Consider the following 23,353-nt stretch of genomic DNA (forward strand, 5'->3'; position numbering starts at 1 on the left):
TCGCGATGCGCGTGTTCTCCGACGTCGCCGAACTCGCCGAAGCGGTCGGCAAGCCCTTGGGCACGAGCGAATGGCACACCGTCTCCCAGGAGCAGGTGCAATTGTTCGCCGACGCCACCGGCGACCACCAGTGGATCCACCTCGACGCCGAAAAGGCCGCCGCGGGCCCGTTCGGCACGACGATCGCGCACGGCTTCCTCACGCTGTCGCTGATCCCGTCGTTCCTGCCGGAGATCTACCGGGTCGAGGGCCTGAAGATGGGCATCAACTACGGGCTCAACAAGGTGCGGTTTCCGCAGCCGGTGAAGGTGGGCTCGCGGGTGCGCGGAACCGCCGACCTGGTGGAGCTGACCGACGTGCCCGGCGGCAAGCAGGCCGTGGTGCGCTGGACGGTCGAAATCGAGGGCGAGGACAAACCCGCCTGCGTCGCCGAGATGGTTTCCCGGCTCATCCTCTGAACCCTTGACCTCGCCCGCGCCACGACCGAGCGGTCCGTGAGGGGAACCCTGAGGGAATCAGAGTCCCTCAGGGTTCCCTTCACGGACCTCCGCATCGCCCAACGAACTGGAGTCCTGCCGATGACCGAAACCGACCCGCCCGGCCTCGATCTGGCGAAGCTGCGCGCCCATCTCGACCGCGAGCGGCCCGGGCTCGTCTCCGGCGCCCTCTCCGCGGAAGTGGTGCAGGGCGGGCGGTCCAACCTCACCTATCTCGTCTCCGACGGCACGCGGCGCTTGGTCGTGCGCCGTCCGCCGCTCGGGCACGTGCTGCCGACCGCGCACGACATGCGGCGCGAGTTCCGCGTGATGAGCGGACTGGCCGGAACTCCGGTCCCGGTGCCGGAAACCGTTCTGCTGTGCGAGGACGCGGACGTGCTCGGCGCGCAGTTCTACGTGATGGAATTCGTCGAGGGCACGCCGTACCGGACCGCCGGCGAGCTGGAGCAGCTCGGCCCGCAGCGGACGAGGGCGATCGCCGATTCTCTGGTGGACACGCTCGTCGACCTGCACGCGGTCGATCCGGAAGCGGTCGGGCTCGGCGATTTCGGCCGTCCGGAAGGCTTTTTGGAACGCCAGCTGCGCCGGTGGAAGAAGCAGCTCGACGGTTCGCGCAGCCGCGACCTGCCCGGCGCGGACCGGCTGCACGACCAGCTCGCCGCGGCGATCCCGGCGTCCGGCCCGCCCGCGATCGTGCACGGCGACTACCGGCTGGACAACGTGCTCGTCGACGGCGACGACCGGATCACCGCCGTGCTGGACTGGGAGATGTCCACGCTCGGCGACCCGCTCACCGACCTCGGCCTGATGATCACCTACGCGCAGCGGGACCAGCTCTCGCTGCCGATGGTGTCCAACGCCAGCAGCGCGCCGGGATACCCGGACACCGACGAGACGATCGCCCGCTACGCGCACCGTTCCGGCCGTGATCTGTCGGCGCTGAACTGGTACGTGAGCTTCGCGTACTTCAAGCTCGCGGTGATCCTCGAGGGCATCTATTTCCGGTTCCAGCAAGGCAAAACCGTCGGCGAGGGCTTCGACCAGATCGGCGCCGCCGTCGCCCCCCTGATCGAGCAGGGCGCCAAGACGCTCACCAAGGAGAACTGATGGACTTCGCGTTCGACGCCCGTACCGAGGAACTGCGCGGGCAGCTGCTCGAATTCATGGATTCGCACGTCTATCCCGCCGAGGCTGTTTTCCACGAGCAGCTGGCCGCGCGCACCGATCCGTGGTCGCCGCCGCCGGTCGTCGACGAGCTGAAGGCCGAAGCACGCAAGCGCGGGCTGTGGAACTTCTTCCTGCCCGGAGACCACGGCGCGGGACTGACCAACTTGCAGTACGCGCCGCTGGCCGAGATCACCGGCCGCAGCCCGCACCTCGCGCCCGCCGCGGTGAACTGCGCCGCGCCGGACACCGGGAACATGGAAGTGCTGACCATGTTCGGCAGCGAGCAGCAGAAGAAGCAGTGGCTGGAACCGTTGCTGGCCGGGGAGATCCGCTCCGCGTTCGCGATGACCGAGCCCGACGTGGCGTCTTCCGACGCGCGCAACATCGCCACCAGCATCCGCCGCGAGGGCGACGAGTACGTCATCAACGGGCGCAAGTGGTACATCACCGGCGCGATGAACCCGAACTGCAAGATCTTCATCGTGATGGGCAAGACCGATCCGGACGCGCCCGCGCACAAGCAGCAGAGCATGATCCTGGTCCCGCGCGACACCCCGGGCCTGACCGTCGTGCGCGGCATGCAGGTGTTCGGCTACACCGACGGCGACCACGGCGGGCACGCCGAGGTGCTGTTCGAGGACGTGCGGGTGCCCGCCGAAAACCTGATCGCCGACGAGGGTTCCGGGTTCGCCGTCGCGCAGGCCCGTCTCGGGCCCGGCCGCATCCACCACTGCATGCGCGCAATCGGCATGGCGGAGCGCGCGCTGGAGGCGATGTGCCGCCGCACGTTGTCGCGCGAGACTTTCGGCCGTCCGATCGCTGATTCGGGCGTGGTGCAGGACTGGATCGCCGAGGCGCGCGTGCGGATCGAGCAGCAGCGGCTGCTCGTGCTAAAGACCGCATGGCTGATGGACACCGTCGGCAACCAGGGCGCGCACACGGAAATCCAGGCGATCAAGATCTCCACTCCGCTGGCCGTCGAATGGATCCTGGACAAGGCGATCCAGGCGCACGGCGCGGGCGGCGTCTCGCAGGACTTCCCGCTGGCGGAGATCTGGGCCGGGGTCCGCACGCTGCGGCTCGCCGACGGCCCGGACGAGGTGCACAAGCGTTCGCTGGCGCGGCGTGAGCTGAAGAAATACCGGACGGAGGCAGGCAAGTGACCGCCGAGGAGCTGCGCGCGCAGGTCGCCGCTTTCCTCGCCGCGCACGATCCGGCTTCTTTGTCCACTGTGGACTTCCTGCGGGCCCGGTTCGACGCCGGGCTCGCCTGGGTGCACTTCCCCGAAGGCCTTGGCGGCCAAGGCGCTCCGCGCGCGCTGCAGGGCGAGGTCGAGGCCGCTTTCGCCGCCGCGGGCGCACCGGACAACAATCCGCGCCGGATCCTGATCGGACTCGGCATGGCCGCGCCGACGATCCTCGCGTTCGGCACCGACGAGCAGAAGAAGCGCTACCTCCGTCCACTGTGGACCGGCGAGGAGGTGTGGTGCCAGCTGTTCAGCGAACCGGGCGCCGGCTCCGACCTCGCCGCGCTGGCCACCCGCGCGGTCCGCGACGGCGACGACTGGGTCGTGACCGGGCAGAAGGTGTGGACGTCCAGCGCGCATCTCGCGCAGTGGGCCATCCTCGTCACCCGCACCGACCCGGACGTGCCGAAACACCAGGGCATGACGTACTTCCTGTGCGACATGACCGCGCCCGGCGTCGAGGTCCGGCCGCTGCGGCAGATCACCGGCGAGGCGGAGTTCAACGAGGTTTTCCTCACTGAGGTGCGGATTCCGGACTCGCAGCGGATCGGCGCGGTCGGCGAGGGCTGGAAGGTCGCGCAGACCACGCTGATGAACGAACGCGTCGCGATCGGCGGCACCGCGATGCCGCGCGAGGGCGGCATGATCGGTCTCGTCGCGAAGACCTGGCGGGACCGTCCCGAACTGCGGACGCCGGAACTGCGCGACCGGCTCGTGCAGCACTGGGTCGAAGCCGAATCGCTGCGGCTGGCCGGAATGCGGCAGCGGCAGCAGCTCGCCGTCGGCGCGCCCGGTCCGGAGGGTTCGGCGATGAAGGTGGCGTTCGCCGAGCTGAACCAGCAGCTGTCCGGGCTGGAGCTGGAGCTGCTCGGCGAAGAGGGTCTGCGCTACGAGGACTGGACGATGCGCCGTCCGGAGCAGGTCGACTTCTTCGGCCGCGACGCCGGGTACCGGTACTTGCGCGCAAAGGGAAACTCGATCGAAGGCGGTACCTCGGAGGTGCTGCGGAACATCATCTCCGAACGCGTGCTGGGGCTGCCGTCCGAGCCGCGGGCGGACAAGGACGTCGCCTGGAAGGACCTGCCGCGATGAGCACGCCGGACCTGCTGTACTCGGAGGTGGAAGAGGACCTGCGGTCCTCGGTGCGGGCGCTGCTGGCCGACCGCGCCGGGCCAGCGGCTCTGCTGGCGCGGGTCGAAACGGACACGCCGTACGACCTCGCCCTGTGGAAGACGTTGGCCGCCGACCTCGGCGCGGCCGGGCTGATGGTGCCGGAATCCCTTGGCGGGCACGGGGCTTCGACGCGCGAGGTCGCGGTCGTCATGGAGGAACTGGGCCGGAGCGTCGCGCCGGTGCCGTACCTGGGCAGTGCGGTGCTCGCGACCGCGGCGTTGCTTGCCGCGGGCTCGGACCTGCTCCCCCAGCTCGCTTCCGGCTCGGTGATCGGCGCGCTGGCGGTGCCTTTGTCGACCGCTCCGGGCGCTGATTTCCCTGCCACGGTTTCTTTTCTCGACGGAACCTTGACCGGGCGAGTGTCCACAGTGGCCGATGCTTCGGTCGCGGATCTGCTGATTGTTCCGGCTGTCGGTCCTGACGGTCCTGGCCTTTACGCCGTGGACGCTTCCGCGGCGACCGTGACCGAGGCCGTGTCGCTGGACCTGACGCGTCGGGTTGCCGACGTGACGTTGGATTCCGCTGCGGCGCAGATGATTTGCACTGGCTCGGCTGCTGTGGAGGCTTTAGAGAGCTCTTTGACCACCGCGGCTGGGCTGCTGGCTTCGGAGCAGACCGGGATCACCGAGTGGGCGTTGACGGAGACTGTGACTTACCTGAAGGGGCGGTATCAGTTCGGCCGTCCCGTCGGGGGCTTTCAGTCGCTGAAGCACCGGTTGGCGAATCTGTACACGGAACTGGTGAACGCCCGCGCGACGGCCCGGTACGCGGCGGATGCGCTGGCGACCGGGAACGACGTGCCGATCGCGGTGGCGGTCGCGCAGGCACGGGTGTCGCCGATCGCGGTGCACGCGGCCGAGGAAGCTGTTCAGCTGCACGGCGGGATCGGGATGACGTGGGAACATCCGGCGCATCTCTATCTCAAGCGCGCCAAGAGCGATCAGATCGCCTTCGGCACGCCGGGGCGGCACCGGGCCCGGCTGGCTGACCTGGTGGATCTGCCTGTCTGACGTTTTTGTCGGTGGCCGGGGTTACGGTGGCTTGCATGTCCGAGACCCCGGATTGGGCGTATGAGCGGCCGGAAATCCATCCCCCGGATCCGACGTGGGCGTCGCGGGGCTCCGCATTGTGCGCGGAGCTCGCGCGACTGCTCGCGCCTTGGCTCGCCCGCGGGGAAGTCGAGCACGTCGGCTCGACGGCGGTGCCCGGTTTGGCGGCGAAACCGGTGCTCGACGTGATGGCCTCGATGCGGGATCTCTCACCGGAGACGGTCTCGGCGGTGGTGCCGGTGCTTTCCTCGGGCGGATGGTGTTTTGTGCCGCCGTCGCTTGATGTCGCAGCGCCGTGGCGACGGTTCTTTGTGCTGCCGGATGCGGAGGGTCGGCGTCGGGTGGCGCATCTGCATCTGCTGCCGGAGGGACATCCGAGGTGGCAGGCGCAGGTGGATTTCCGGGACGCGCTACGGGCGGATCTCGGGTTGGCGGCGGAGTATGCCGAGGTGAAGCGACGGCTGGCCGGGGAGGTGACCGATCGGGAGGAGTACACGGCCGGGAAGACGGACTTCGTGCGGCGGGTTCTCGATGGAGTGAGCGGCTGAGGGAGGCCGTCCGCTGCGACCAGTACCGGCCTTGCGTGTGCGAGCCACATCGCACCCGGCACGGTCGCGCCCCCACCGCGCGACCGTGCCCTCCGTGCGCCAGCTCGTGCCTCGGCTGACCGTCCATCCTGGAACGACTAGGGCGCGGGCCGAGGCACGACCCGGTTGCAGCCATGCCCTGCTCCGCGCCGGAGACCGACCACGGCGCGAACCGTCTGGTGCGCCACGCTCGCGCCCCGGGCTGACTCTCCATCCGGAACAACCACCACGGCGTGGGCCGAGGCACAACCCGATTGCTGCCTATGCTCCGCACGGGAGACCGACCGCGGCCGGACCCTCTGGTGCGCCACGCCCTCGTCGTTTCTGCTGCCCCGCAAGCATTCCGGCTGCTCCGCAAGCGACTGCCTCACGCGAAGCTGCTGCGCAGCAACCCGCCGCTGCCAGTTTCCCCCGTCCGCCCTGGTCTCATGGCAGGTGGCGACGAGGCCGCACCCCTCGGAACGGCGGCCTCGTCGCCAAGCTCAAACGCGGGCTCAGACCAGGCCGGGTCGGGTCGGCCCCCGCCCCGGCCGCTCCAGGCCAGCTCCGCCGGGCCAGGTCAGCCCGGTCAGGCCCGCCGGGCCCGGCCTGATCAGGTCGGCCAGGTCCGGTCCAGTCGAGCAGGCCAGGCGTCCTAGCCCGGCCCGGCCAGCCTGGCCCGGTAAGCCCAGCCAGGTCAGGTCAGCCAGCCAGGTCAGGTCAGCCCGACTCGAGCAACCCCACCCGGGCCCAGCCAGGTCAGCCCGGCCAGCTCTGAGCCGAATCAGCCGTGATACCCGGCCACGATCTTCGTGAACGCGTACTTCGGCTGCGAAATCCCGCTGCACTCGCCGCCGCCCGAGCAGTCCCGGTTGGTCGCCCAGAAGGTGAAGCGGCCCAGATGACGGCTGGCCGCGTAGTCGCGGATCGCGGTGAAGTCAGCCACCGAGACGACCTCGCCGGCGTTGTCCGTCTTGCCGTTCATCGACGACAGGCCCGCGTGCCGGTAGGCCGTCGCACTGTCCCAGCCGAACGTCGACTTCAGCTGTCCGACGAGACCGTCCACTGCGGACTTCGTCTTGCCCGCCATGTCGCCGCCGCTGGAGAAATCGAACGGCATCACCGACCACACGTCCACCGGCGCGCCGATCGCCTTCGCCTGCTTGATCAGCCGCTTGCCCCAGTCGTTCGGGCCGGACGTTTCGGTCCCGATGGTGATCACGACGCGCACACCCGGGTTCTTCTGCTTCGTGATCTTGACCGCGTTCAGGATCCGGTCCTGCACCGTCGCGTTCTCGAACTCGTCGGTGTTCTCGATGTCGAGGTCGATCGCCTTGAGCCCGTACGCGTCGATCACCTTCTGGTACGCCCCCGCCAGCGCGCTGGCCGACGAGCATTTCGCGCCCAGTTTCGTGCCGGACCAGCCGCCGAAGGACGGAATGACGTCGCCGCCCGCGTCGCGGATGGTCTTGATCAGGGTTTTGTCCGAACCGGTCAGCGAACGGTCGCCGTCCCACTTCGGGTTGCACGAACCGTCGGACAGCATGAACGCGAGCGTGAACGTCTTGATCCCGGTCGCGGACATCGCCGCCGACGCGCTCGTCTGCCCCGCCCACTGGTACAGGTACGGCGAAGCGAGAACCGGGTCCGGAGCGGCCGCGAGCTGCGGCGCGGACGCGGGCGCGGCCGTGGCCACCCCGGCCGCGGTCGCGAGAGCCGCCCCTGCCGCCGCCGCGAGCGCGGCCAGCCGACGCACTGATTTCATCGTGTTCCTCCCACGAGCACCACGGAACACCTCCGGTTTGAGGCGGCGGGATCAACCCGGGAGGAGTGCACCCGGAAGGGTGCCGTCACACACTGGACTAGACCAAATCAGCGTGTCAAGAGCCGCAGCCCGAACGGCGCACCGGGACGGAAACGGTGCGCCGCGCCAGGTTTGTCCCCCGGCCGGGTGGGGCCGAAAGTCAGGGGCGACCGGCGGCGGTCCCCTCGCCCAGCCCGTCGGAGAAGTCGTGGTCCCGGGTTTCCGGCAGGCCCAGAACACACAGGAAACTGAGCACGCCGAGCGCGACCAGCACCAGCGAAACCGGCACCGTCGAACCGGTCGACGCCCACAGATTCGTCGAAATCAACGGCACGACCCCGCCGCCGATCACCCCGGCGAGGCTGTACGCGATCGACGCGCCGGAATACCGGTACCGCACCCGGAACAGCTCCGGCAAAAACGCGCCCATCGGGCCGTACAGCATCGCGAAACAAGCCAGGCCGCCGACGAACCCGACCGTCAGCAACACCGGATTTCCCGTCTGCAGCAAGGCGAACAGCGGAAACGCCCACACCACCACGGAAACCGCTGCCGCCGCGCTCAGCCGCCGTCGGCCCCACTGGTCGGACTTCATCGCGAACACCAATGTCGCCACGCCCATCACCGCGGCCGCGATGAGCAGGCCGATCAGGACAGTCGTGCGAGGGATGCCGAGGGTGGTCGTCGCCATCGAAAGACAGAATGTCGTGACAGTGTAGAAAAGCGCGTGCGCGAGCACGAACGACAACGTCGACAGCACCAGAACTCGCGGCTGGTTGCGGAGAAGTTCGAACAACGGGACTTTCGCCTGTTCGGCCTTGTCCAGAGCGGCCTGGAAAACCGGCGTCTCGGCGATCTTGATCCGGATGTAGAACCCAACTGCCAGCAGCACCGCGGAGAACAGGAACGGCAGCCGCCAGCCCCAGGACAGGAACTCGGCCGTCGGAAGCGCCGCGTCCAGCACCAGGAACAGCAGGTTGCCCAGGACGAATCCGATGGCCGGGCCGAGCTGCGGGAACGCCGAGTACAGCCCGCGCTTCCCCGGCGGCGCGTACTCCGTCGACATCAGCACCGCGCCGCCCCATTCGCCGCCGAGGCCGATGCCCTGCACGAAACGCAGCACCACCAGCAGGATCGGCGACCAGAGGCCGAGCGTGCCGTACCCCGGAACCAGTCCGACGGCCACTGTGGACAGTCCCATCACCAGCAGAGAAGCGACCAGCATGGACTTGCGGCCGATCCGGTCGCCCCAGTGTCCGAAAAGGACAGCGCCGACCGGGCGCGCCACGAACCCCACCGCGAAGGTGCCGAGCGAGGCCAGCACCCCGGCGGTCGAGGAGAACGTCGGGAAGAAAACCTTCCCGAACACCAGCGCCGCCGCGGTTCCGTAAATGTAGAAATCGTAGAACTCGATGGCGGTGCCGATGAAACTGGCGGTGGCGATGCGCGACACGTCGGCCCGCGCGGGTGCGGTCATTCCGGCTCCCTGTTCTCCCCTGCGGCCCCGTGCCGCCCCGGGGAGAGTATCGGGTCACGCGTCGCCGGGCAGGTCCTCCATTTTCCGCTGCAGCTTGTTCATCCCGCCGAGCCAGCGGTCGGTTTCGGTGGCGCGCAAGGCATAGAAGTCCGCGACTTCGGCGTGCGGCAGCACCAGGAACCGGTTCTCGGCCATGGCTGCGAACAGCGCGTCGGCCACCTGCGGCGGGTCGATCGCGGTCGCGCCCATCAGCAGTTTGCCGCGTTCGCCGGTCTCCTCCAGCATCGCGGTGCGCACGCCCTGCGGGCAGATCGCCTGCACGCTGATCCCGCGGTGCCGATAGGTGGCCGACAGCCATTCCGCGAACGCCAGCGCGCCGTGCTTGGTCACCGAATACGGCGCCGAGCCAAGGCTGGTGAGCACGCCCGCCGCGGACACCGTCGCGACGAACCGGCCCTCGCCGCGCTCCAGCCACGCCGGCAGCAGCAACCGGGCCGCGCGGACGTGCGCCATCACGTTCACGTCCCACGCCAGCGACCACGCGTCCTCGTCCGCGTTGGCGTCACCGAACGGCGCGACTCCAGCGTTGGCACAGAAAACGTCGATCTCGCCCAGCGTTTCGCGCGCGGCGGCAATCAGATCCGCCACACCGGATTCACTGGCCACGTCACCCGCGAACGCCGTACCGCCGACCTCCGCCGCGACCTCGGCCGCACGGTCTCCGTCAAGGTCCGCGACGACAATGCGAGCACCGTCCGCCGCGAACCGCCGCGCCAGCGCCGCCCCGATCCCGCCGCCACCGCCGGTGATGACGACCCCGGCGCTCACAGGCCGCCGCCGAGCGTCACGCCGCCGTCGAGAACGACCGTCTGCCCGGTCATCCAGCCCGCTTCGCTGGACAGCAGGAACGCCACCGCGCCCGCGATGTCCTCCGGCACACCAAGCCGCTTCAGCGGATACGCCGCCGCCACCTCTTCCTCGCGACCCTCGTAAAGCGCGGTCGCGAACTGCGTCTTGACCACCGCCGGAGCCACCGCGTTCACCCGGATCTTCGGGCCGAGTTCGCCGCCGAGTTCCTGGGTGAGCCGGATCAGCGCGGCCTTGCTGACGCCGTACATGCCGATGCCCGGCGAGGTGCGGATGCCCGCGATCGAGGCGACGTTGACCACCGACCCGCCGTGCTCGCCCATCCACGCGTCCCGCGCGACCCGGATCCACGACAGCGGCGCGACCACGTTCACCGCGAAGATCTTGGCCGCCGCGGCCGGGTCGATGTCCACTATCGGGCCGTAAACCGGGTTGATGCCGGTGTTGTTGACCAGCATGTCGAGACTGCCGAACTTCTCGACCGCGGCGGCGACCGCCTCCTGCTGGTGCGCGGCGTCGTCGGCCTTGCCGGGCACCGCGATCGCGACATCCGGCCCGCCGAGCTGCTCGACGGCCTCGGCGAGCGGCTCCGGCTTGCGCGCCGTGATGCACACCTTCGCGCCGCGCTCGACGAGCCCCTTCGCGATGGCCAGCCCGATCCCCCGGCTGGCCCCGGTGACCAGGGCAACGCGATCCTTGAACGACTCCACCACACCGTCTCCTTGTCCGCCGCTGGACAGCCACCGCTAAGCGGCCGCTTACCGCAGGATAACGGCGAGGCTCCGGTACGCAACCCCAAGCCGCCACCACGACCGTCACACCACAGCGGGCTACCGTCACCCAAACGCTGCGTATCGGTCGAGGGGCGTCAGGCGTCACCTCGCAGGCTCAGCTCGGAATCCCGTAGGCGACCCCTGCGGCCGTGCCTGCCGCCCGGACCGGCGCATGACGGCGCGGGTGGACACGACATATCCGACGTCAAGCAACTGGACACATCGCTGTCAATCAGCTTTGCGCTCACCCCAGTCCCAATCGGGATCTCGAGAAAATCTCGCTAGGACCTCTTCGAATTCTATGAGATCGTCGAAGTCCGTATCCAAAAGTCCGGAAAGACCACTCAGCACAACCTGCAGAAGCGGGCGAATGCACGAAATCTTCGAATACTCGAGGACAACCGGCGCGACCGACCCGAATCGTTCGCTGAATTCTGCTTTTTCACGGTCGTCGTAGTCATCCAGCACGTCACCGGAAAGATCGACGCCAAAAGTGCAGTCTTCCACCACGAGGCAGTCGAAAATTTCACCATTCTTATAGAGGCCCGCCCCGCGCAATCGAGCCCCGATTTTCTTGTGCGTAGCCGGGTCGCACAAGAGCACTATGATCGGCCGCACAGCAACCCTCCTCCTGCACGCCTAGCAATCCAAGAATGAAACCCTGGCTCCAAGCTCGTGATAATGCTTCCACGCCCTTGCGGAAGGTACACGATCACGGGATAGCCAATTAGGCCCGGCGTGGCCAATGCCCCGGTAGATGCTGGCCAGATCCTGCAGGCTTCCGAACCTGTCGGCTACCGCGCTCGCCGACAGGTTCGGACCAGACCACACCGCCGCCGCAGTCAGGCCGTGGCTTCGTCTTTGGCAAATGGGCCGTCCGGCCTACAACGAACGTCGGGTGCCACGGACGTCGGTCACGGTCCGCACAGGGGCCGATCGGGCCCCGTACCCGCCACAGCACCAGATCAAGGCATGAACCCGAGGCCGGACGAGCCGCGCGTGCTTGCCGACAAGGCCCTCATCGACGGCGGTTGCCCTTGGTTAGGCTCTCGCGAGTGACCACAGGGATCGAGCCGTCCACTCCCGTCTCGCCGGAGACCACCGTCCGGCACAGCACGGCCGCGCGGCGGACGGCGGTGTACCTGACGCTCGCAATCGCGTCGCTGATCAACTTCATCTCCTACGCCCCGCTCGACGTGCGCGCGCACGAGAAAGCCTGGGGCGACGCGCTCAACTACTACGCCATGTCCGAACACACCGGGGCGCAGGTCGACAACCCGTTCGCGCTTCGGATGCTCAGTCCGTGGCTGGTCCATCTGGCCGGCAAGGTGACGGGGCTTCCGCTCGACGTGCTGTGGCTCGGGTTCACCGCTGTCATCACGCTCGCGTGCACCGTGGTGTTCTTCGAATTCTGCTGGCGGCACCTCAACCTGCATCTGTTCACCTCAGCGCTCGCAGCGATCGCGCTGTCCTGCACGTTCTGGTACGGCCCCTACGCGTTCAGCAACCCTTTCCTGGTCGACCCGCTGAACAATCTGCTCTATCTCATCGCGTTGTGGCTGTTGTTCAAACGCAAATTGCTGCTGTTCACCCTCGTCATCGTCGTCGGCACCATCAACAAAGAGACCACCCTGCTGCTAGCCCCGCTGTACCCGCTACTGGCCTGGACACGGTCACGCTCACTGCGCGACCGCCAAGTAGTCTTCGGCGTGCTCGCAACGGTCGCCGCAACGCTGGCGTATGCCGGTTTCCGCCTGTGGGCACAGAACTTCATCGGGGGCAATTACAGCTTCGGCAGCGGCCAGGGCAACCAAAGCCTCGCCTCGAACATCGCCTTCGCGCTGTCGTCGAACAAACGCAGCGAGCACGCCGCGCTCTTCGATACCTTCCACTTCTTCTGGATCATCTTCGGCTACGGGCTCTACCGGCTGTACCGCCAGAAAGGCCCGTTCAACCCGCTGCTCGTATCCAGCGTCTACCTGGCACTCTGCTGCCTCGCCGGACGGATGGTCGCCACCGACACCCAACGGGTATTCGTCATGCTCGCACCCCTGGTGATCGGCGTGGTCGCGGTTACCCTCGACAACCAGCGCAGCGACATCCGACGCTTCCTTGTCGGCCTTCTCGCCTTTCTCTACCTCGCGCTCAACCTGCGACTCGTGCCCAACGACACAGGATTCCTGGTCGAGATCGGCGGACTGATTCTTTTCGCCGCTCTGGTCTATCCTCAGTCGCGGCTCCGGCGAGGCCGTCCGGACCTTTTTCGCGATGCGGACGTGAGACGCCCCTAGCAAGCTCGAGATCCGAACTGACTCGTCAGCGGCACGCAGAGGTGCACACGGCAGACCCGGCCCTCACCGCTCGCCGCCGGACCGCGGGCCGTACGCGACCCGCATCCGCGCGTCCCGTTCCAGTTGCCGCAGCGCGGCTTCCAATCCGGGCGCGACGGGCAGCCGGCCGCGGCCGAGCAGCAGCACGCCGGGCAGGGTGCCGAGCGCGGCCGTGAAGTCGGCGTGCGCGCCCGGCCAGCTGGCTGACCACCGAGGCGGCGGGCACGAACCCGGCTAGCGAACAGGTGGCCATCGCCGACCACCGGCAAAGGCTCGCCATGACCGCGAGCATGATGATCAGCACGGTCACGGGTCAGCCACGGACACGGAGGCGTCCAGCCGCTGGACGTGCGACAGGCCCCGGATTCCGGGCGAACGAGGCGTCGGGCGAAGGCTCTTTTCACCGCGTTCTCCCGCTGTAGTGAAATGGTCCCATGCAGCTGCGGAAATGGCGTGGAGCGGGCATCGCGACGGCGATCGTCGTCACGGCGGGCGCGGTCATCTGGTTCTTCGGAGTGCCGGTGCCGGAATGGGCGGTCGGGCCGCAAGAGGGCATTTCCCGGGCAGAGTGGCTGACTGCCGTCAATAACGCGCGCTCGGGATTCCTCACCAGTTTGAGCGTCGTCGCCGCACTCGTCACCGCCGGTCTGGGCATCCGCAAGTACTTCCAGGATCGCGACAAACAGCGCCTCGACGAGGACAAGCACCTGATCAGCCAGTTCGACACGGCGTGGGGCCGGATGGCCTCGGACGACCCGCTCGTCCGCGCGAACGCGATGCGCACGCTGGCCCGGTTGATGTCCGATTCTCCCCGGGATCGGCCGTCGGTCTTGCGGTCGGTCTGCGATCTCCTGCGCAAGCGGACGGAGGACCGCGCGCGGGACGGCCGGGCCGAGGCGGATGTCGTCGCCGCGGTCGACCTGCTGCGCGAGCGGTCGCCGCGGGACGAGCCGGATCCGCTCGATCTGGCGAACGTTCGCCTCCCCCGGGCCGACCTGCACGGCGCGTCGTTGCGCGGAGCGTCGGTCCCCGACGCCGACCTTTCCGGTACCGATCTGACCGCAGCCGACCTCCGCGAATCCACGATGTCCCGGGCCGTGCTGCGCGAGGCCGCCGTCTGCTCCGGGCAGCTCGACGGCGCCGATCTGGAGCGAGCCGATCTCAGCGGCGCGAAGTTGCGCGACCTGTCGGCCGAGGGCGCCTCGCTTGCCGAAGCCGACTTCCGCGGTGCCGACCTGTCCGGAGCTGTCCTGCGCGGGGCGGTTCTGCGGCGCGCACGATTGTCCGACGCGAAGCTCGACCGGGTCGACTTCTCCGGTGCCGACCTCGCCGGCGCGGATCTCTCCGGAGCCGACCTCAGCACCGCCGTCGGGCTCACCGGCGAACAGGTGGCCCGGTCGGTCGGCAAACCCGCCGCTCTGCCCCCGTACCTGCGAAAATGACGGCAGTGCCGACCGTTGCCATAGCGGTGCACGACGGGTTCTACGGATGCGGCACCGGCGCGGGCTACGCCAATTTCGGCACCCTCAGCACGCTTGCCGGCCTCCTGCCCGCCGGCGTCCGGCTCGTCGTCCTGCCACTTCGGCTGGACCGCGGCAGCCCGGAACACCACCCCGAGTGGCATGCGCGAGCCCGGCACCGGCTGCGCGACGCGACGATCCTGCCGGTCGACAACGGCACGGGCGGCCAGGACCGCTGGGGCAGCCTCGAGAATTTCCGGCGCCTGGTCCGATCGACCGCGGATCGGCTGCACCCCCTGAGCCGGTCGGCGGGGCCTCTCCTGATCATCGCGTTCGACGCCCCGTTCCTCGGACTCGGCTCAGCGTTGCCTCCCGAACTGCTGCCGCACCTCGTGCTCGCGCCGCGCTCCAGCGCCGCGATCCATGCGCCGCACGATCTCGAACGCCGTGCCTGGGAACGGAACGGCCTGCTCGCGGCCGTCGCCGGGGGCGCCAGGGTCGCGACCATCTCCCCGTTCATGGCCGGCCATCTGCACCGCGAATACAGGGTGCCGCGCGAGGCGATGGAGGCGATGCCGGACGGCCTGACCGAGGACGACTGGAGCGGCTACGGCTCCGGCGACGCGGCCGTCCCGGACCTGCCGCCGTTCGTGTTCTCGATGGGACGAGCGGAGCCGTACAAAGGATTCGAAGACCTGCTCGCCGCGTGGGACCTCCTCGCGCGCGACGGCGTCCCGCTGCCGCTTCTGCTCGTCGCCGCGACGAGCGAAAGCCCTGAGCCCACGCCCTACCAGAACGCCCTGCGCACCCGGGCCGAGCGAATCGCCTCCCCGGTTCGGATGGTGACCCGGTTCACCCCGGACGTCCCGCGGCTGCTCCGGCACTCCAACGTGCGGGCGGTCGTCGTGCCCTCGCACGCCGAGCCTTTCGGCCGGATCCCGATGGAGGCGTTCGCGGCCGGGGCCGCGCCCGTGATCACCGCCACGAGCCAAGGCCTCGCCGGCCAGATCCGCGACGGCAGCACGGGGTTCCGGTGCGAGCCGAAGTCGCCCGCGTCGCTGGCGGCCGCCTTGCGCCGCGCCTTCGCCATGACCCCTGACCAGCGATTGTCCATGCGGAAGCGGGCCCGTCGAGCGGCGCTGCGCGACTACGACCACCCGGCTGCCCTTCGCGCCTTCCTGACCCGGGCGGCACCGTGGCTGGAGCTCCTCGGTCCGGACGATCAGTTACGGTTGCCGAGCACAGCCCCGCCCGTCGCCGACCCCGAGGAGGTCCGTGTTCACCGCGCCTCCGGTTAAGGTGCCGATCGGGCTCCAAGCACCGCACTGGACCACCGTGCGGGCCGAGCGCCGGGTACTGGTCGTGGTCCACCACGTCACCTCGCTGCTGCGGCTCCTCGACGTCCTCCCGGTCTTCGATTCCGACACTCGCGTGCAGCTCGTCTTCACCTGGAACGGATCCGACCCGTTCCACCACGGACTGCAGCGCTTTTTCGACGACCTCGGCGTCGTCGCGATCCCGTGGTCCCAGGCGATCAACACCGAATTCGACCTCGCGATCGCCGCCAACCACGGCGGGCTCACCGAAATCACCGCGCCCCTGGTCATTCTTCCGCACGGCGTGGGGTATACTAAAATGTCTCCCGGAAACCGGAAACCGGAAACCGGAAACCGGAAACCGGAAACCGGAAACCGGAAACCGGAAACCGTCTACGGCTTGTCGCCGGAATGGCTGCTGTACAGCGGCAGGCCCATCGCGTCGTCTTTCGTGCTCGCCCATCAGGCCGAGCTCGATCGGCTGACCGCGCTCACCCCCGCCGCCCGTGACACCGCCTTCGTGGCGGGAGATCCGGCCTACGACCGGATGCTGCGCAGCAGGCGCCTGCGCGCCCAGTACCGCGAAGCGCTCGGCGTGGCCCCGCACCAGAAACTCGTCACCATCACCAGCACGTGGTGGCGGAATTCCCTGCTGGGCAGCCAGCCTTCGCTCTTCCGCCAGGTCGTCGGCGCTCTCGACCGCGACCGGTACCGGGTCGCGGGCTTGCTCCACCCGAACATCTGGCACGGCCACGGGCCCTGGCAGATCCGCACCTGGCTGGCCGACTGCCAGCGCGCCGGCCTGCTCCTGCCGCCGCCTGCCGAGGGCTGGCAGGCCGTGCTCCTGGCTTCCGATCTCGTCGTCGGAGACCACGGCGCCACCACCGCTTACGGCGCCTGCCTCGACATTCCCGTGCTCCTGGCCGCGTTCCCCGGATCCGACGTGGCGCCGGAATCCGTCGGCGAACTGCTCGGTGCGACCGCGCCAAGGCTGAACTCCCGCGAGCCGCTGGACGTCCAGATCGAACGAGCGCTGCGGACCTACCGCCCGGGCAGTTTCGACGAAGTCGCCGCACTCGTCACGTCCTGTCCCGGCGAGGCCGCGGCTCGGCTGCGCCGGCTGTTCTACGGCCACCTCGGCCTGGCCGAACCAGCCTCCGGCCCGATTGCGCCGCTCATTCCGGTCTCCGCCGCGGCCGGTCACGCAATGCCTGCCGTCCCGGCGAATTTCCTCGTGTGCGAACCGCGCGAAGACCGTTTCCGCCTCACCCGTTATCCGGCCGACGTGGACCTCGACCGCTCCGGCTTGGCGAAATTCTCCGACGCCGTTCTCGCCGTCCACGAGGACCACCCCGACGAATCGCTCCGCCGGCGCGCCGCCATCGTGCTTTCCACCGCCGCGGCCGGCGACGCCGCGCTCGCAACCCTCCTGCACCGGCACCCGCACGCGACCGTCGCCGCGTCGAGCGACGGCCGCATAGCCACCAGGTCGGGACACCTGATCGAAACTACGTTCACGGATCCGGAAGTCGCCGCGGCTCTGGTGTTCGAATCCTTGCTCCGCGGTGGCCGTCTCCCGCGCGAAGCGACCGTCAGCTGCGGAGCAGCGGTCCTACTCGGCGCCTTCACCCCACCGCGGGTCTTCGATCTCGGCTCGTAGTGCCTGTGCCCGTTGGTCGGCCAACCGCTCGTACAACGCGGCCGCGTGCTCGATCAGCTGCGCACCCTCTTCCGGCGGGAGCAGCCTGCCGAGAATCGCGGCGGTGTGCGCCTCGAAATCGACCAGCTTCAGCTCCTGTTCCAGCGCCAGCGCGGCACGCAGCACCTCCACCGCGCGAGCGTCCTCGGCCGCGGCCAGCACCTCGCCCAGGTTCGCCAGCGATTTGGCGTAATTGTCCCGGTCGCCGTCGGATTCGAAGTGCGCCGCCGCGCGCTCGCCCGCCGCCACCGCCTCCGGCAGCCGCCCCAGCTTCGCCAGGATCGGCGCGCCGTTCATGTCGAGCAACCGCTCCTCGCGAGACCGCAGCCGCTCGGGAAAACCCGGGTTCGCCACCAGCTCGGCCGACCGGGCGAAATACTCGATCGCGGCTTCGTGCTCTTCCGTCCGGTTGTGCACCAAGCCCTGCCACACGAAGGTCTTGGCCAGCATCGGCAGCGCGTCAGGATCGTCGCCGAGCTCCGCGATCCGCTCCGCCGCGGCGGCGAACTGCCCGGCCGCCTTCTCGTGCGTGTAGGCCGCGAAGTAGGCCTTGCCCAGCTCCGTGTGCAGAACGATCAACGGCCGCACGTCGCCCGTCTCCCGGTACACCTCGTGCGCGGCCGCCAGGCCCAGGGTCTGCACCGTGATCGCGTCCGCGTACCGGCTGCGCTGGAAGAGGAAGTTGGTGAGCGCCTCCGCCAGCTGCCACGTGAGGTCCGCGAATCCCGCCTCCGACGCCATCTCCGCCACCTGGCGCAGATTCGCCGCCTCCGACTCGAGATCGGCGACCGCGCGCAGGTGACCGTCCTCGTCAGCCTCGTAGGCGGGGGCTACCCGGCCGTCGAACCGGGGACCGAGCTGGCGGCGGCTGGACAGCACCAGCGCGCGGGCGACCGCGTAGTCCACATACGCTTCCGCCAGCCGCCGGCGGATCTCCTGCACGTCGGCGGGGTGCTCGTCTTTGTTCGCCAGTCCCCGCGCATGCAGGTGGATGAGCGAATGCATCTCGTGCTGCTCGCAGTTGTCCGCCAAACCCTGCGCACGCAGGCGGACGAGCGAACGCGTCTCGTGCCGGTCGTCCGGCTCGGCCACGAGCGTCCACCGGTGCAGCGCCGACAGCGTGTCCGCCGCGAAGGGCCGGTCGGGCTCCTCCAGCAGCACGGGAACGACCCACGGGGAGAAGCGCAGGCCCGGATGCAGGCCGAGCCGCCGGTACAGCTGCTGTTCGAGCGGCGCCAGCGCGCGGTAGGAGGCGTCGTAGACGAACTCCAGCTTCCGGTCGCCGTCGACGGTGAATTGCGCGAACAGGTCCCGCTCGGTTTCCAGCCTGCGCAGCACGGCGGCCGGCCGCTCGTGCCGTCGGATGCGCAGGTGCGCACCGGCAATCGTCAAGGCGAGCGGCAAATACCCGGACAGCCGCGCGATCCCGGCCAGCGCCCGCTCTTCTTCCGCGACGACCGACTCGTCCAGCCCTCGGCTCAGCAGCTCCACCCCGTGGCGCTCGGACAGCACCTGCAGCCGCATGGTGGTGAACCCGTGGACCTCGAACGCTTCCGCGCGCAGCCGGCTCGTCGCCAGCACGGCGCTTCCCGGGGAATCCGGCAGCAGCTCCAGGATCGACTCCGCCGAGTCGACGTCGTCCAGCACCACCAGCACGTTCTGCCGCGACGTCTCCGTCCGGTAGACCGCGATCTTGCCGTCCAGCGTCGGCGGGATCAGCTTCGCTTCGAGCTGGAACAGGAAGACGTCGAGGACCTGCTCGACCGTTTTCGCCTGCGACGAGGCGCTCATCGAGACGTCCAGCACGCGGTCGAACGAGGGCCGCAGCTCTTGCGCGCACCTGAGCATGACAGCGGTCTTCCCGACGCCGCCGATCCCTTGCAGCACGAAAACCCCCGGCCGGTTCTCGGCCTGCCCGGCCCGCACCTGCTCGACCAGTGCGCGGCACTCGTCGGCACGGTCGACGAAGTGCCGCGGCGCGAACCTCAGCAAAGCGGCCTCCGGCGACCCGTCATGACCCCACCCCTCGATCGGCTACCGGCCACCCTACCCAGACCGAGCCGCCGCCGTCACAGCTTGTCAACGATCGGTCACCACGGAGGTGCGGCCGGCCTCCCGGTCCGGCAAGCGCCCGCAATAGGTCAGATGTAATGATCGCTTCCTCGTGACACCGACCCAGCCGGAGAGCTCCCTGCGATGTACGGGACTTTCCCGTTATTTCACTTCCATCCAGGAATCCAACCGGTCAGAAAGAGCCGGTCAGCACTCCTTGACGGCCGATGCACCCTCCTGCATAGTCTCCTAGACATCGGATGTCCTGGCCGCCCCGGACACCGATGCCTGGTCAAGGAGGACCTGAATGGCCAACCGCCGCCTTCTGCGCATCGCCCTGTCCGCCGTCGCCGGGTTAGCCGGAACGCTCGCCCTCGGCCCGCCGGCCGCCGCGAGCGGGCCGCCGCCGATGACCGTGTATGCCGCTCCGACCGCTGATTCGCCACCCGGAAATCCGTGCAGCCAGCCGCGGCCGTGCTCGCTTTCGCAGGCGCAGCAACGGGTCCGGCACCTGCTCGGCACCGGCGTCGGCACCCACCGCGACATCGTGGTCAAGCTCGCTGGCGGCACTTACTATCTCTCCGCTCCGCTGGCGTTCGGCCCGCAGGACTCCGGGCGCAACGGCCACACCGTGACCTGGCAACCGGCGACCGAAGCCGCCGTGACGATCAGCGGCGGTCGGCCGTTGCGCCCGCACTGGCAGCCTTCGGCGCCCGGCAGCAAGATCCTGGCCGCGACCGTCCCCGCCGGACTGGACTTCGACGGCCTGTTCGTCAACGGGCAGCGCCAGATCCTGGCCCGCTACCCGAATTACGACCCGAACGCGGCCCGGCTCCAGGGCTCGACCTCGCTGGCCGATCTCGAGCGGGAATCGGCGAAATGGTCGGAGCCGTCGACCGCGCTCGTCCGCGCGATGCACTGCGGCGACTGGGGTTCCGTCTCGTTCACCGTCAGCGGGCGCACCGGCGACGGGCTCGCTCTGCACTACGTCGGCGACAACAACCGGCCCCAGGATTGCGGGCTGACGAAGGGGAACGGGCCCGGCCGGATCGGGCCCGCGATGGCCGAGAACGTCAAGGAGGAACTGGACGCGCCCGGAGAGTGGTACTACGACCGGGCGAGCAGCCAGCTCCTCTACTACCCGCCGGAGGGCACCGATCTTTCCTCCGCGACGGTCGAAACCGCGGAGCAGAACCAGCTGATCACGCTGGCCGGGACGTCGGCGGCCGACCCCGTCCACGACATCACGCTGCGCGGGCTGCACTTCACCGCAACTCACCGCACGCTCTTCAACAGCCCGTTCGAAGCCGACGCCAAGGGCGACTGGTCGGTGGTCCGCAAAGCTGCGGTATATCTCAAGAACGCCGCTGACATCTCAGTCACCGGTTCGTCCTTCGACCAGCTCGGCGGCAACGGCGTCTTCCTCGACGGCTACAACCGGCACAACACGGTCAGCGACAACAAGTTCGAATCCGACGGCGCCACGGACGTCCAGATCGTCGGCTCGCCGAGCGCAGTACGCGACTACTCCGCCAACTACTACGACAACGTCGCCGTCACCGACACCGCGCCCGGGCCGAAGAGCGACGACTATCCCCGCGACATCCTCGTGCGTAACAACCTCATGCAGAACATGGGCCGGTTCGAGAAGCAGTCCTCCGGCGTCAACATCTCGATGAGCGCGGACGTGACGGTCGACGGCAACACGATCTCCGACAGCCCGCGTGCCTGCCTCAACATCGAGGACGGCACCTGGGGCGGGCACGACATCAAGAACAACGACCTCTTCAACTGCGTCGAGGAAACCGGCGACAACGGGTCCGTCAACGTGTGGGGCCGCGGCCGGTTCTGGGCCAGCTCCGGCAACAACACCCTCGCGCCGGGCACGAGTTTCGAAGGCTCCACCGGCACCGCGCTGACCGACGCCCAGGCCCGGCACCTGATGAAGCTGGACGTCGTCCGGCCGATCACCATCCAGCACAACCGGTTCTGGCACGCCGGCGACTGGGCCATCGACCTCGACGACGGATCGTCCAACTTCCGCCTGCTGGACAACCTCGTCCTCAAGGGCGGCATCAAACTGCGCGACGGCTACGAGCGCACCGTGGCGAACAACCTGCTCGTGGACGGCTCCATCTACGAACAGGTCAGCCATGCCGACTGCGGCGACGTCATCGAGCACAACATCACCCTCGGCCCGCAAGCGTACAACAACGTGCTGAACAACCCGGTCACCGCCAAGTACGGCGTCGACCGCAACCTTTTCTGGAACGACAGCTACCCGGTGTACGTCAATCCCGACGGCAGCGGCAACGAGGCGCTTTCCGCGGACGGCGCCACGATCAACACCCAGTCGGCCTGGGTCCGCGCCGGAATGGATCCGCATTCGCTCGTCGCCGACCCGAAGTTCGCCGCGGCGGATCCCCTCGGCAGCTACGACTTCACCGTCGCCGCCGACTCCCCCGCGGCCGGTCTCGGGTACGCCAACTTCCCGATGACCGGTTTCGGCTCCGCCGGCGGACCGCTTCCGCCCAAGGCGGTCTTCGCCTACGGCCCCGGTTCCGGCGGGCCCGCCAACGGGATGATCGTCCAGCCCGAAAAGCTGATGGGCGCCACCGCGACGAACATCCCGTCGCTCGCTGTCCAGTCGTCGCTCGGCTTGACCAAGCCGTACGGCCTCTATCTCCCCTCGGTGCCGCAGGGCAGCTACGCGGCGCAGAACGGGCTGAAGACCGGTGATGACATCACTGCTGTCAACGGCACCTCAGTGACTGACGATCGCAACACTTTCTGGCTCAGCTACAACAAACTCGCGCCAGGCGCGCCGATCGCGCTGACCGTGCGGCGCGGCCAGGCCGACGTCACCTTGCACCTTGCCAAGACAACGGAATCCGAAATCCTCAACAACACCTCCGGCGTCGTCTACACCAATACCGGAGCACCTTCGTCGGGATGGATCTGGCGCGGCAGCTCGGCCGGAGGCGCGAACTCGTACCTCGACGACATCTGGGCGACCCAGAACGTCGGCGATTCGTGGAGTTTGACGTTCTACGGAACGGGAATCGACATCATTTCCGAAACCAATACCGACGAGGGCGACGTCGATCTCGCTCTCGACGGCGCGCCTTACCGGACGGTCAGCTTCGTCACGCCGACCCGGCAGTACCAGTCGACGGTGGCGACGGTTTCCGGCCTGCAGCCGGGGGTGCACACGATCAGCGGCACGATGAAGAACGGCAGTTACCTGATCGTGGACGCTTTCCGGACGCATCCGTAAGTGCCTGCAGCGGGTGCCGTGCGTGCACGGCACCCGCTTGTCCTATGCAGCGCCAGGGCCAGCCTTGGTCAGAAGGTAGTCGTGCGGTTGCGCCGGGAGCGGCGTCGCCGTGACGTGCAATCGGGTGTAGTGGCCGTCGGCCAATCCGCTGACGGTCACCGAGGTCCGGACCGAAACCAGTTTTCCGGACGTGCAATCGGGTATGCAGTCGTATTCCCAAAACCTGCCGGTGGCGTGCGCGGTCGCCGAGCCCCATCCCGACCAGCGCAGCTGATCGATCCCCATTTTCTGGTCCGCGCAAGCCAAATTCAGCCACGAAGGCTTGGCGACAGCATCGCCTTCGCACCTATAGACGGTTGGCGACGGCTCAGGAGTTGCGTCTGTGCGTTTCGCTGACGGAGCCGCAGCGGGCACAGCAGCATGCGCTTGCGGTGCCGAAGTCAACGCAGAGCCCGAAGCCACCGGAGCGCCAACGGGATCCGAAGTGCAGGCCGCAACCGACGCCGCGATCAGCACCAGAGCCCCCGCACCCAGCACCGATCTTCGGATTCTCGACTCATTCATGACAAATCCCCTCCCAGTCCGGACCTGTGCGGTCCG

At 68.6% G+C, this 23,353-nt stretch carries 19 protein-coding genes; 11 read left to right on the forward strand and 8 right to left on the reverse strand.

What is annotated here, in order from left to right; translation table 11 throughout:
• Window positions 1–5: 5 nt before the first annotated feature.
• The 6 genes from ACZ7OI_RS33620 (at window position 6) to ACZ7OI_RS33645 (ending at window position 5,680) form a co-directional block, all read left to right on the forward strand.
• On the forward strand, window positions 6–458 hold the full coding sequence (locus ACZ7OI_RS33620) for a MaoC family dehydratase (protein WP_470268116.1): 453 nt from the start codon (window positions 6–8) through the stop codon (window positions 456–458).
• Between the two features lie 120 nt (window positions 459–578).
• Window positions 579–1,604: a phosphotransferase family protein gene (locus ACZ7OI_RS33625; protein ID WP_470268117.1), complete on the forward strand. Its 1,026-nt coding sequence runs from the start codon at window positions 579–581 to the stop codon at window positions 1,602–1,604.
• On the forward strand, window positions 1,604–2,827 hold the full coding sequence (locus tag ACZ7OI_RS33630) for an acyl-CoA dehydrogenase family protein (protein WP_354748986.1): 1,224 nt from the start codon (window positions 1,604–1,606) through the stop codon (window positions 2,825–2,827). The genes ACZ7OI_RS33625 and ACZ7OI_RS33630 overlap by 1 nt, the downstream gene beginning before the upstream one ends.
• Window positions 2,824–4,002: an acyl-CoA dehydrogenase family protein gene (locus ACZ7OI_RS33635; protein ID WP_470268118.1), complete on the forward strand. Its 1,179-nt coding sequence runs from the start codon at window positions 2,824–2,826 to the stop codon at window positions 4,000–4,002. Before ACZ7OI_RS33630 ends, ACZ7OI_RS33635 begins: the two co-directional genes overlap by 4 nt.
• A complete protein-coding gene (locus ACZ7OI_RS33640; RefSeq protein ID WP_470268119.1) occupies window positions 3,999–5,093 on the forward strand; it encodes an acyl-CoA dehydrogenase family protein in 1,095 nt (364 codons plus the stop codon). Before ACZ7OI_RS33635 ends, ACZ7OI_RS33640 begins: the two co-directional genes overlap by 4 nt.
• Before the next feature lie 35 nt (window positions 5,094–5,128).
• Window positions 5,129–5,680, forward strand: a complete 552-nt coding sequence (locus ACZ7OI_RS33645; RefSeq protein WP_470268120.1) for a GrpB family protein — start codon at window positions 5,129–5,131, stop codon at window positions 5,678–5,680.
• An 802-nt stretch (window positions 5,681–6,482) separates the two neighbouring features.
• Here ACZ7OI_RS33645 and ACZ7OI_RS33650 read toward each other — a convergent pair.
• The 5 genes from ACZ7OI_RS33650 to ACZ7OI_RS33670 form a co-directional block, all read right to left on the reverse strand.
• Entirely contained in the window at window positions 6,483–7,463 is a 981-nt protein-coding gene (locus tag ACZ7OI_RS33650) for a chitinase (RefSeq protein WP_470268121.1), read from the reverse strand.
• A gap of 199 nt (window positions 7,464–7,662) precedes the next feature.
• On the reverse strand, window positions 7,663–8,979 hold the full coding sequence (locus tag ACZ7OI_RS33655) for an MFS transporter (protein ID WP_470268122.1): 1,317 nt from the start codon (window positions 8,977–8,979) through the stop codon (window positions 7,663–7,665).
• 54 nt (window positions 8,980–9,033) lie between these two features.
• Window positions 9,034–9,807, reverse strand: a complete 774-nt coding sequence (locus ACZ7OI_RS33660; protein WP_470268123.1) for an SDR family oxidoreductase — start codon at window positions 9,805–9,807, stop codon at window positions 9,034–9,036.
• Window positions 9,804–10,556, reverse strand: a complete 753-nt coding sequence (locus ACZ7OI_RS33665; RefSeq protein ID WP_470268124.1) for an SDR family oxidoreductase — start codon at window positions 10,554–10,556, stop codon at window positions 9,804–9,806. Before ACZ7OI_RS33665 ends, ACZ7OI_RS33660 begins: the two co-directional genes overlap by 4 nt.
• Before the next feature lie 291 nt (window positions 10,557–10,847).
• Window positions 10,848–11,237, reverse strand: a complete 390-nt coding sequence (locus ACZ7OI_RS33670; protein ID WP_470268125.1) for a hypothetical protein — start codon at window positions 11,235–11,237, stop codon at window positions 10,848–10,850.
• Window positions 11,238–11,755: 518 nt separating this feature from the next.
• On the opposite strand from ACZ7OI_RS33670, the gene ACZ7OI_RS33675 reads away from it, so the two are divergent.
• Window positions 11,756–12,910, forward strand: coding sequence for a hypothetical protein (locus ACZ7OI_RS33675; protein WP_470268126.1), 1,155 nt, complete (start codon window positions 11,756–11,758; stop codon window positions 12,908–12,910).
• Between the two features lie 63 nt (window positions 12,911–12,973).
• On the opposite strand, the gene ACZ7OI_RS33680 is transcribed toward ACZ7OI_RS33675, so the two are convergent.
• Window positions 12,974–13,096 carry a hypothetical protein gene (locus ACZ7OI_RS33680; protein ID WP_470268127.1) on the reverse strand — a complete coding sequence of 41 codons (123 nt, stop codon included), beginning with the start codon at window positions 13,094–13,096 and terminating at the stop codon, window positions 12,974–12,976.
• A 287-nt stretch (window positions 13,097–13,383) separates the two neighbouring features.
• On the opposite strand from ACZ7OI_RS33680, the gene ACZ7OI_RS33685 reads away from it, so the two are divergent.
• The 3 genes from ACZ7OI_RS33685 to ACZ7OI_RS33695 are packed head-to-tail and all read left to right on the forward strand — an operon-like array spanning window position 13,384 to window position 17,385.
• Complete coding sequence (locus ACZ7OI_RS33685) at window positions 13,384–14,391, forward strand: pentapeptide repeat-containing protein (protein WP_470268128.1); 1,008 nt, start codon at window positions 13,384–13,386, stop codon at window positions 14,389–14,391.
• Between the two features lie 5 nt (window positions 14,392–14,396).
• Window positions 14,397–15,707 (forward strand): glycosyltransferase family 4 protein, encoded by a 1,311-nt coding sequence (locus tag ACZ7OI_RS33690; RefSeq protein WP_470268129.1) that lies wholly within the window; start codon window positions 14,397–14,399, stop codon window positions 15,705–15,707.
• Window positions 15,685–17,385, forward strand: a complete 1,701-nt coding sequence (locus ACZ7OI_RS33695) for a hypothetical protein (protein WP_470268130.1) — start codon at window positions 15,685–15,687, stop codon at window positions 17,383–17,385. Before ACZ7OI_RS33690 ends, ACZ7OI_RS33695 begins: the two co-directional genes overlap by 23 nt.
• On the opposite strand, the gene ACZ7OI_RS33700 is transcribed toward ACZ7OI_RS33695, so the two are convergent.
• Window positions 17,338–19,416: an NB-ARC domain-containing protein gene (locus ACZ7OI_RS33700; protein ID WP_470268131.1), complete on the reverse strand. Its 2,079-nt coding sequence runs from the start codon at window positions 19,414–19,416 to the stop codon at window positions 17,338–17,340. The two genes, ACZ7OI_RS33695 and ACZ7OI_RS33700, sit on opposite strands and share 48 nt — an antisense overlap.
• Window positions 19,417–19,783: 367 nt before the next feature.
• On the opposite strand from ACZ7OI_RS33700, the gene ACZ7OI_RS33705 reads away from it, so the two are divergent.
• Complete coding sequence (locus tag ACZ7OI_RS33705; protein WP_470268132.1) at window positions 19,784–22,753, forward strand: right-handed parallel beta-helix repeat-containing protein; 2,970 nt, start codon at window positions 19,784–19,786, stop codon at window positions 22,751–22,753.
• Window positions 22,754–22,795: 42 nt separating this feature from the next.
• Here the strand turns inward: ACZ7OI_RS33705 and ACZ7OI_RS33710 are convergent, their stop codons facing one another.
• The gene (locus ACZ7OI_RS33710; protein WP_470268133.1) at window positions 22,796–23,038 is read right to left on the reverse strand and encodes a hypothetical protein; all 243 of its coding nucleotides are present in this window, start codon (window positions 23,036–23,038) and stop codon (window positions 22,796–22,798) included.
• Window positions 23,039–23,353 lie beyond the last annotated feature (315 nt).

The sequence above is a fragment of the Amycolatopsis sp. NPDC114503 genome (assembly GCF_055633655.1).

What these genes read in the sequence shown, in the direction of transcription:
- ACZ7OI_RS33640 (WP_470268119.1), top strand. Translation starts at nt 3,999, where the DNA reads ATGAGCACGCCGGACCTGCTGTACTCGGAGGTGGAAGAGGACCTGCGG.
- ACZ7OI_RS33625 (WP_470268117.1), top strand. Translation starts at nt 579, where the DNA reads ATGACCGAAACCGACCCGCCCGGCCTCGATCTGGCGAAGCTGCGCGCC.
- ACZ7OI_RS33685 (WP_470268128.1), top strand. Translation starts at nt 13,384, where the DNA reads ATGCAGCTGCGGAAATGGCGTGGAGCGGGCATCGCGACGGCGATCGTC.
- ACZ7OI_RS33620 (WP_470268116.1), top strand. Translation starts at nt 6, where the DNA reads ATGCGCGTGTTCTCCGACGTCGCCGAACTCGCCGAAGCGGTCGGCAAG.
- ACZ7OI_RS33630 (WP_354748986.1), top strand. Translation starts at nt 1,604, where the DNA reads ATGGACTTCGCGTTCGACGCCCGTACCGAGGAACTGCGCGGGCAGCTG.
- ACZ7OI_RS33705 (WP_470268132.1), top strand. Translation starts at nt 19,784, where the DNA reads ATGGCCAACCGCCGCCTTCTGCGCATCGCCCTGTCCGCCGTCGCCGGG.
- ACZ7OI_RS33655 (WP_470268122.1), bottom strand. Translation starts at nt 8,979, where the DNA reads ATGACCGCACCCGCGCGGGCCGACGTGTCGCGCATCGCCACCGCCAGT.
- ACZ7OI_RS33650 (WP_470268121.1), bottom strand. Translation starts at nt 7,463, where the DNA reads ATGAAATCAGTGCGTCGGCTGGCCGCGCTCGCGGCGGCGGCAGGGGCG.
- ACZ7OI_RS33645 (WP_470268120.1), top strand. Translation starts at nt 5,129, where the DNA reads ATGTCCGAGACCCCGGATTGGGCGTATGAGCGGCCGGAAATCCATCCC.
- ACZ7OI_RS33710 (WP_470268133.1), bottom strand. Translation starts at nt 23,038, where the DNA reads ATGGGGATCGATCAGCTGCGCTGGTCGGGATGGGGCTCGGCGACCGCG.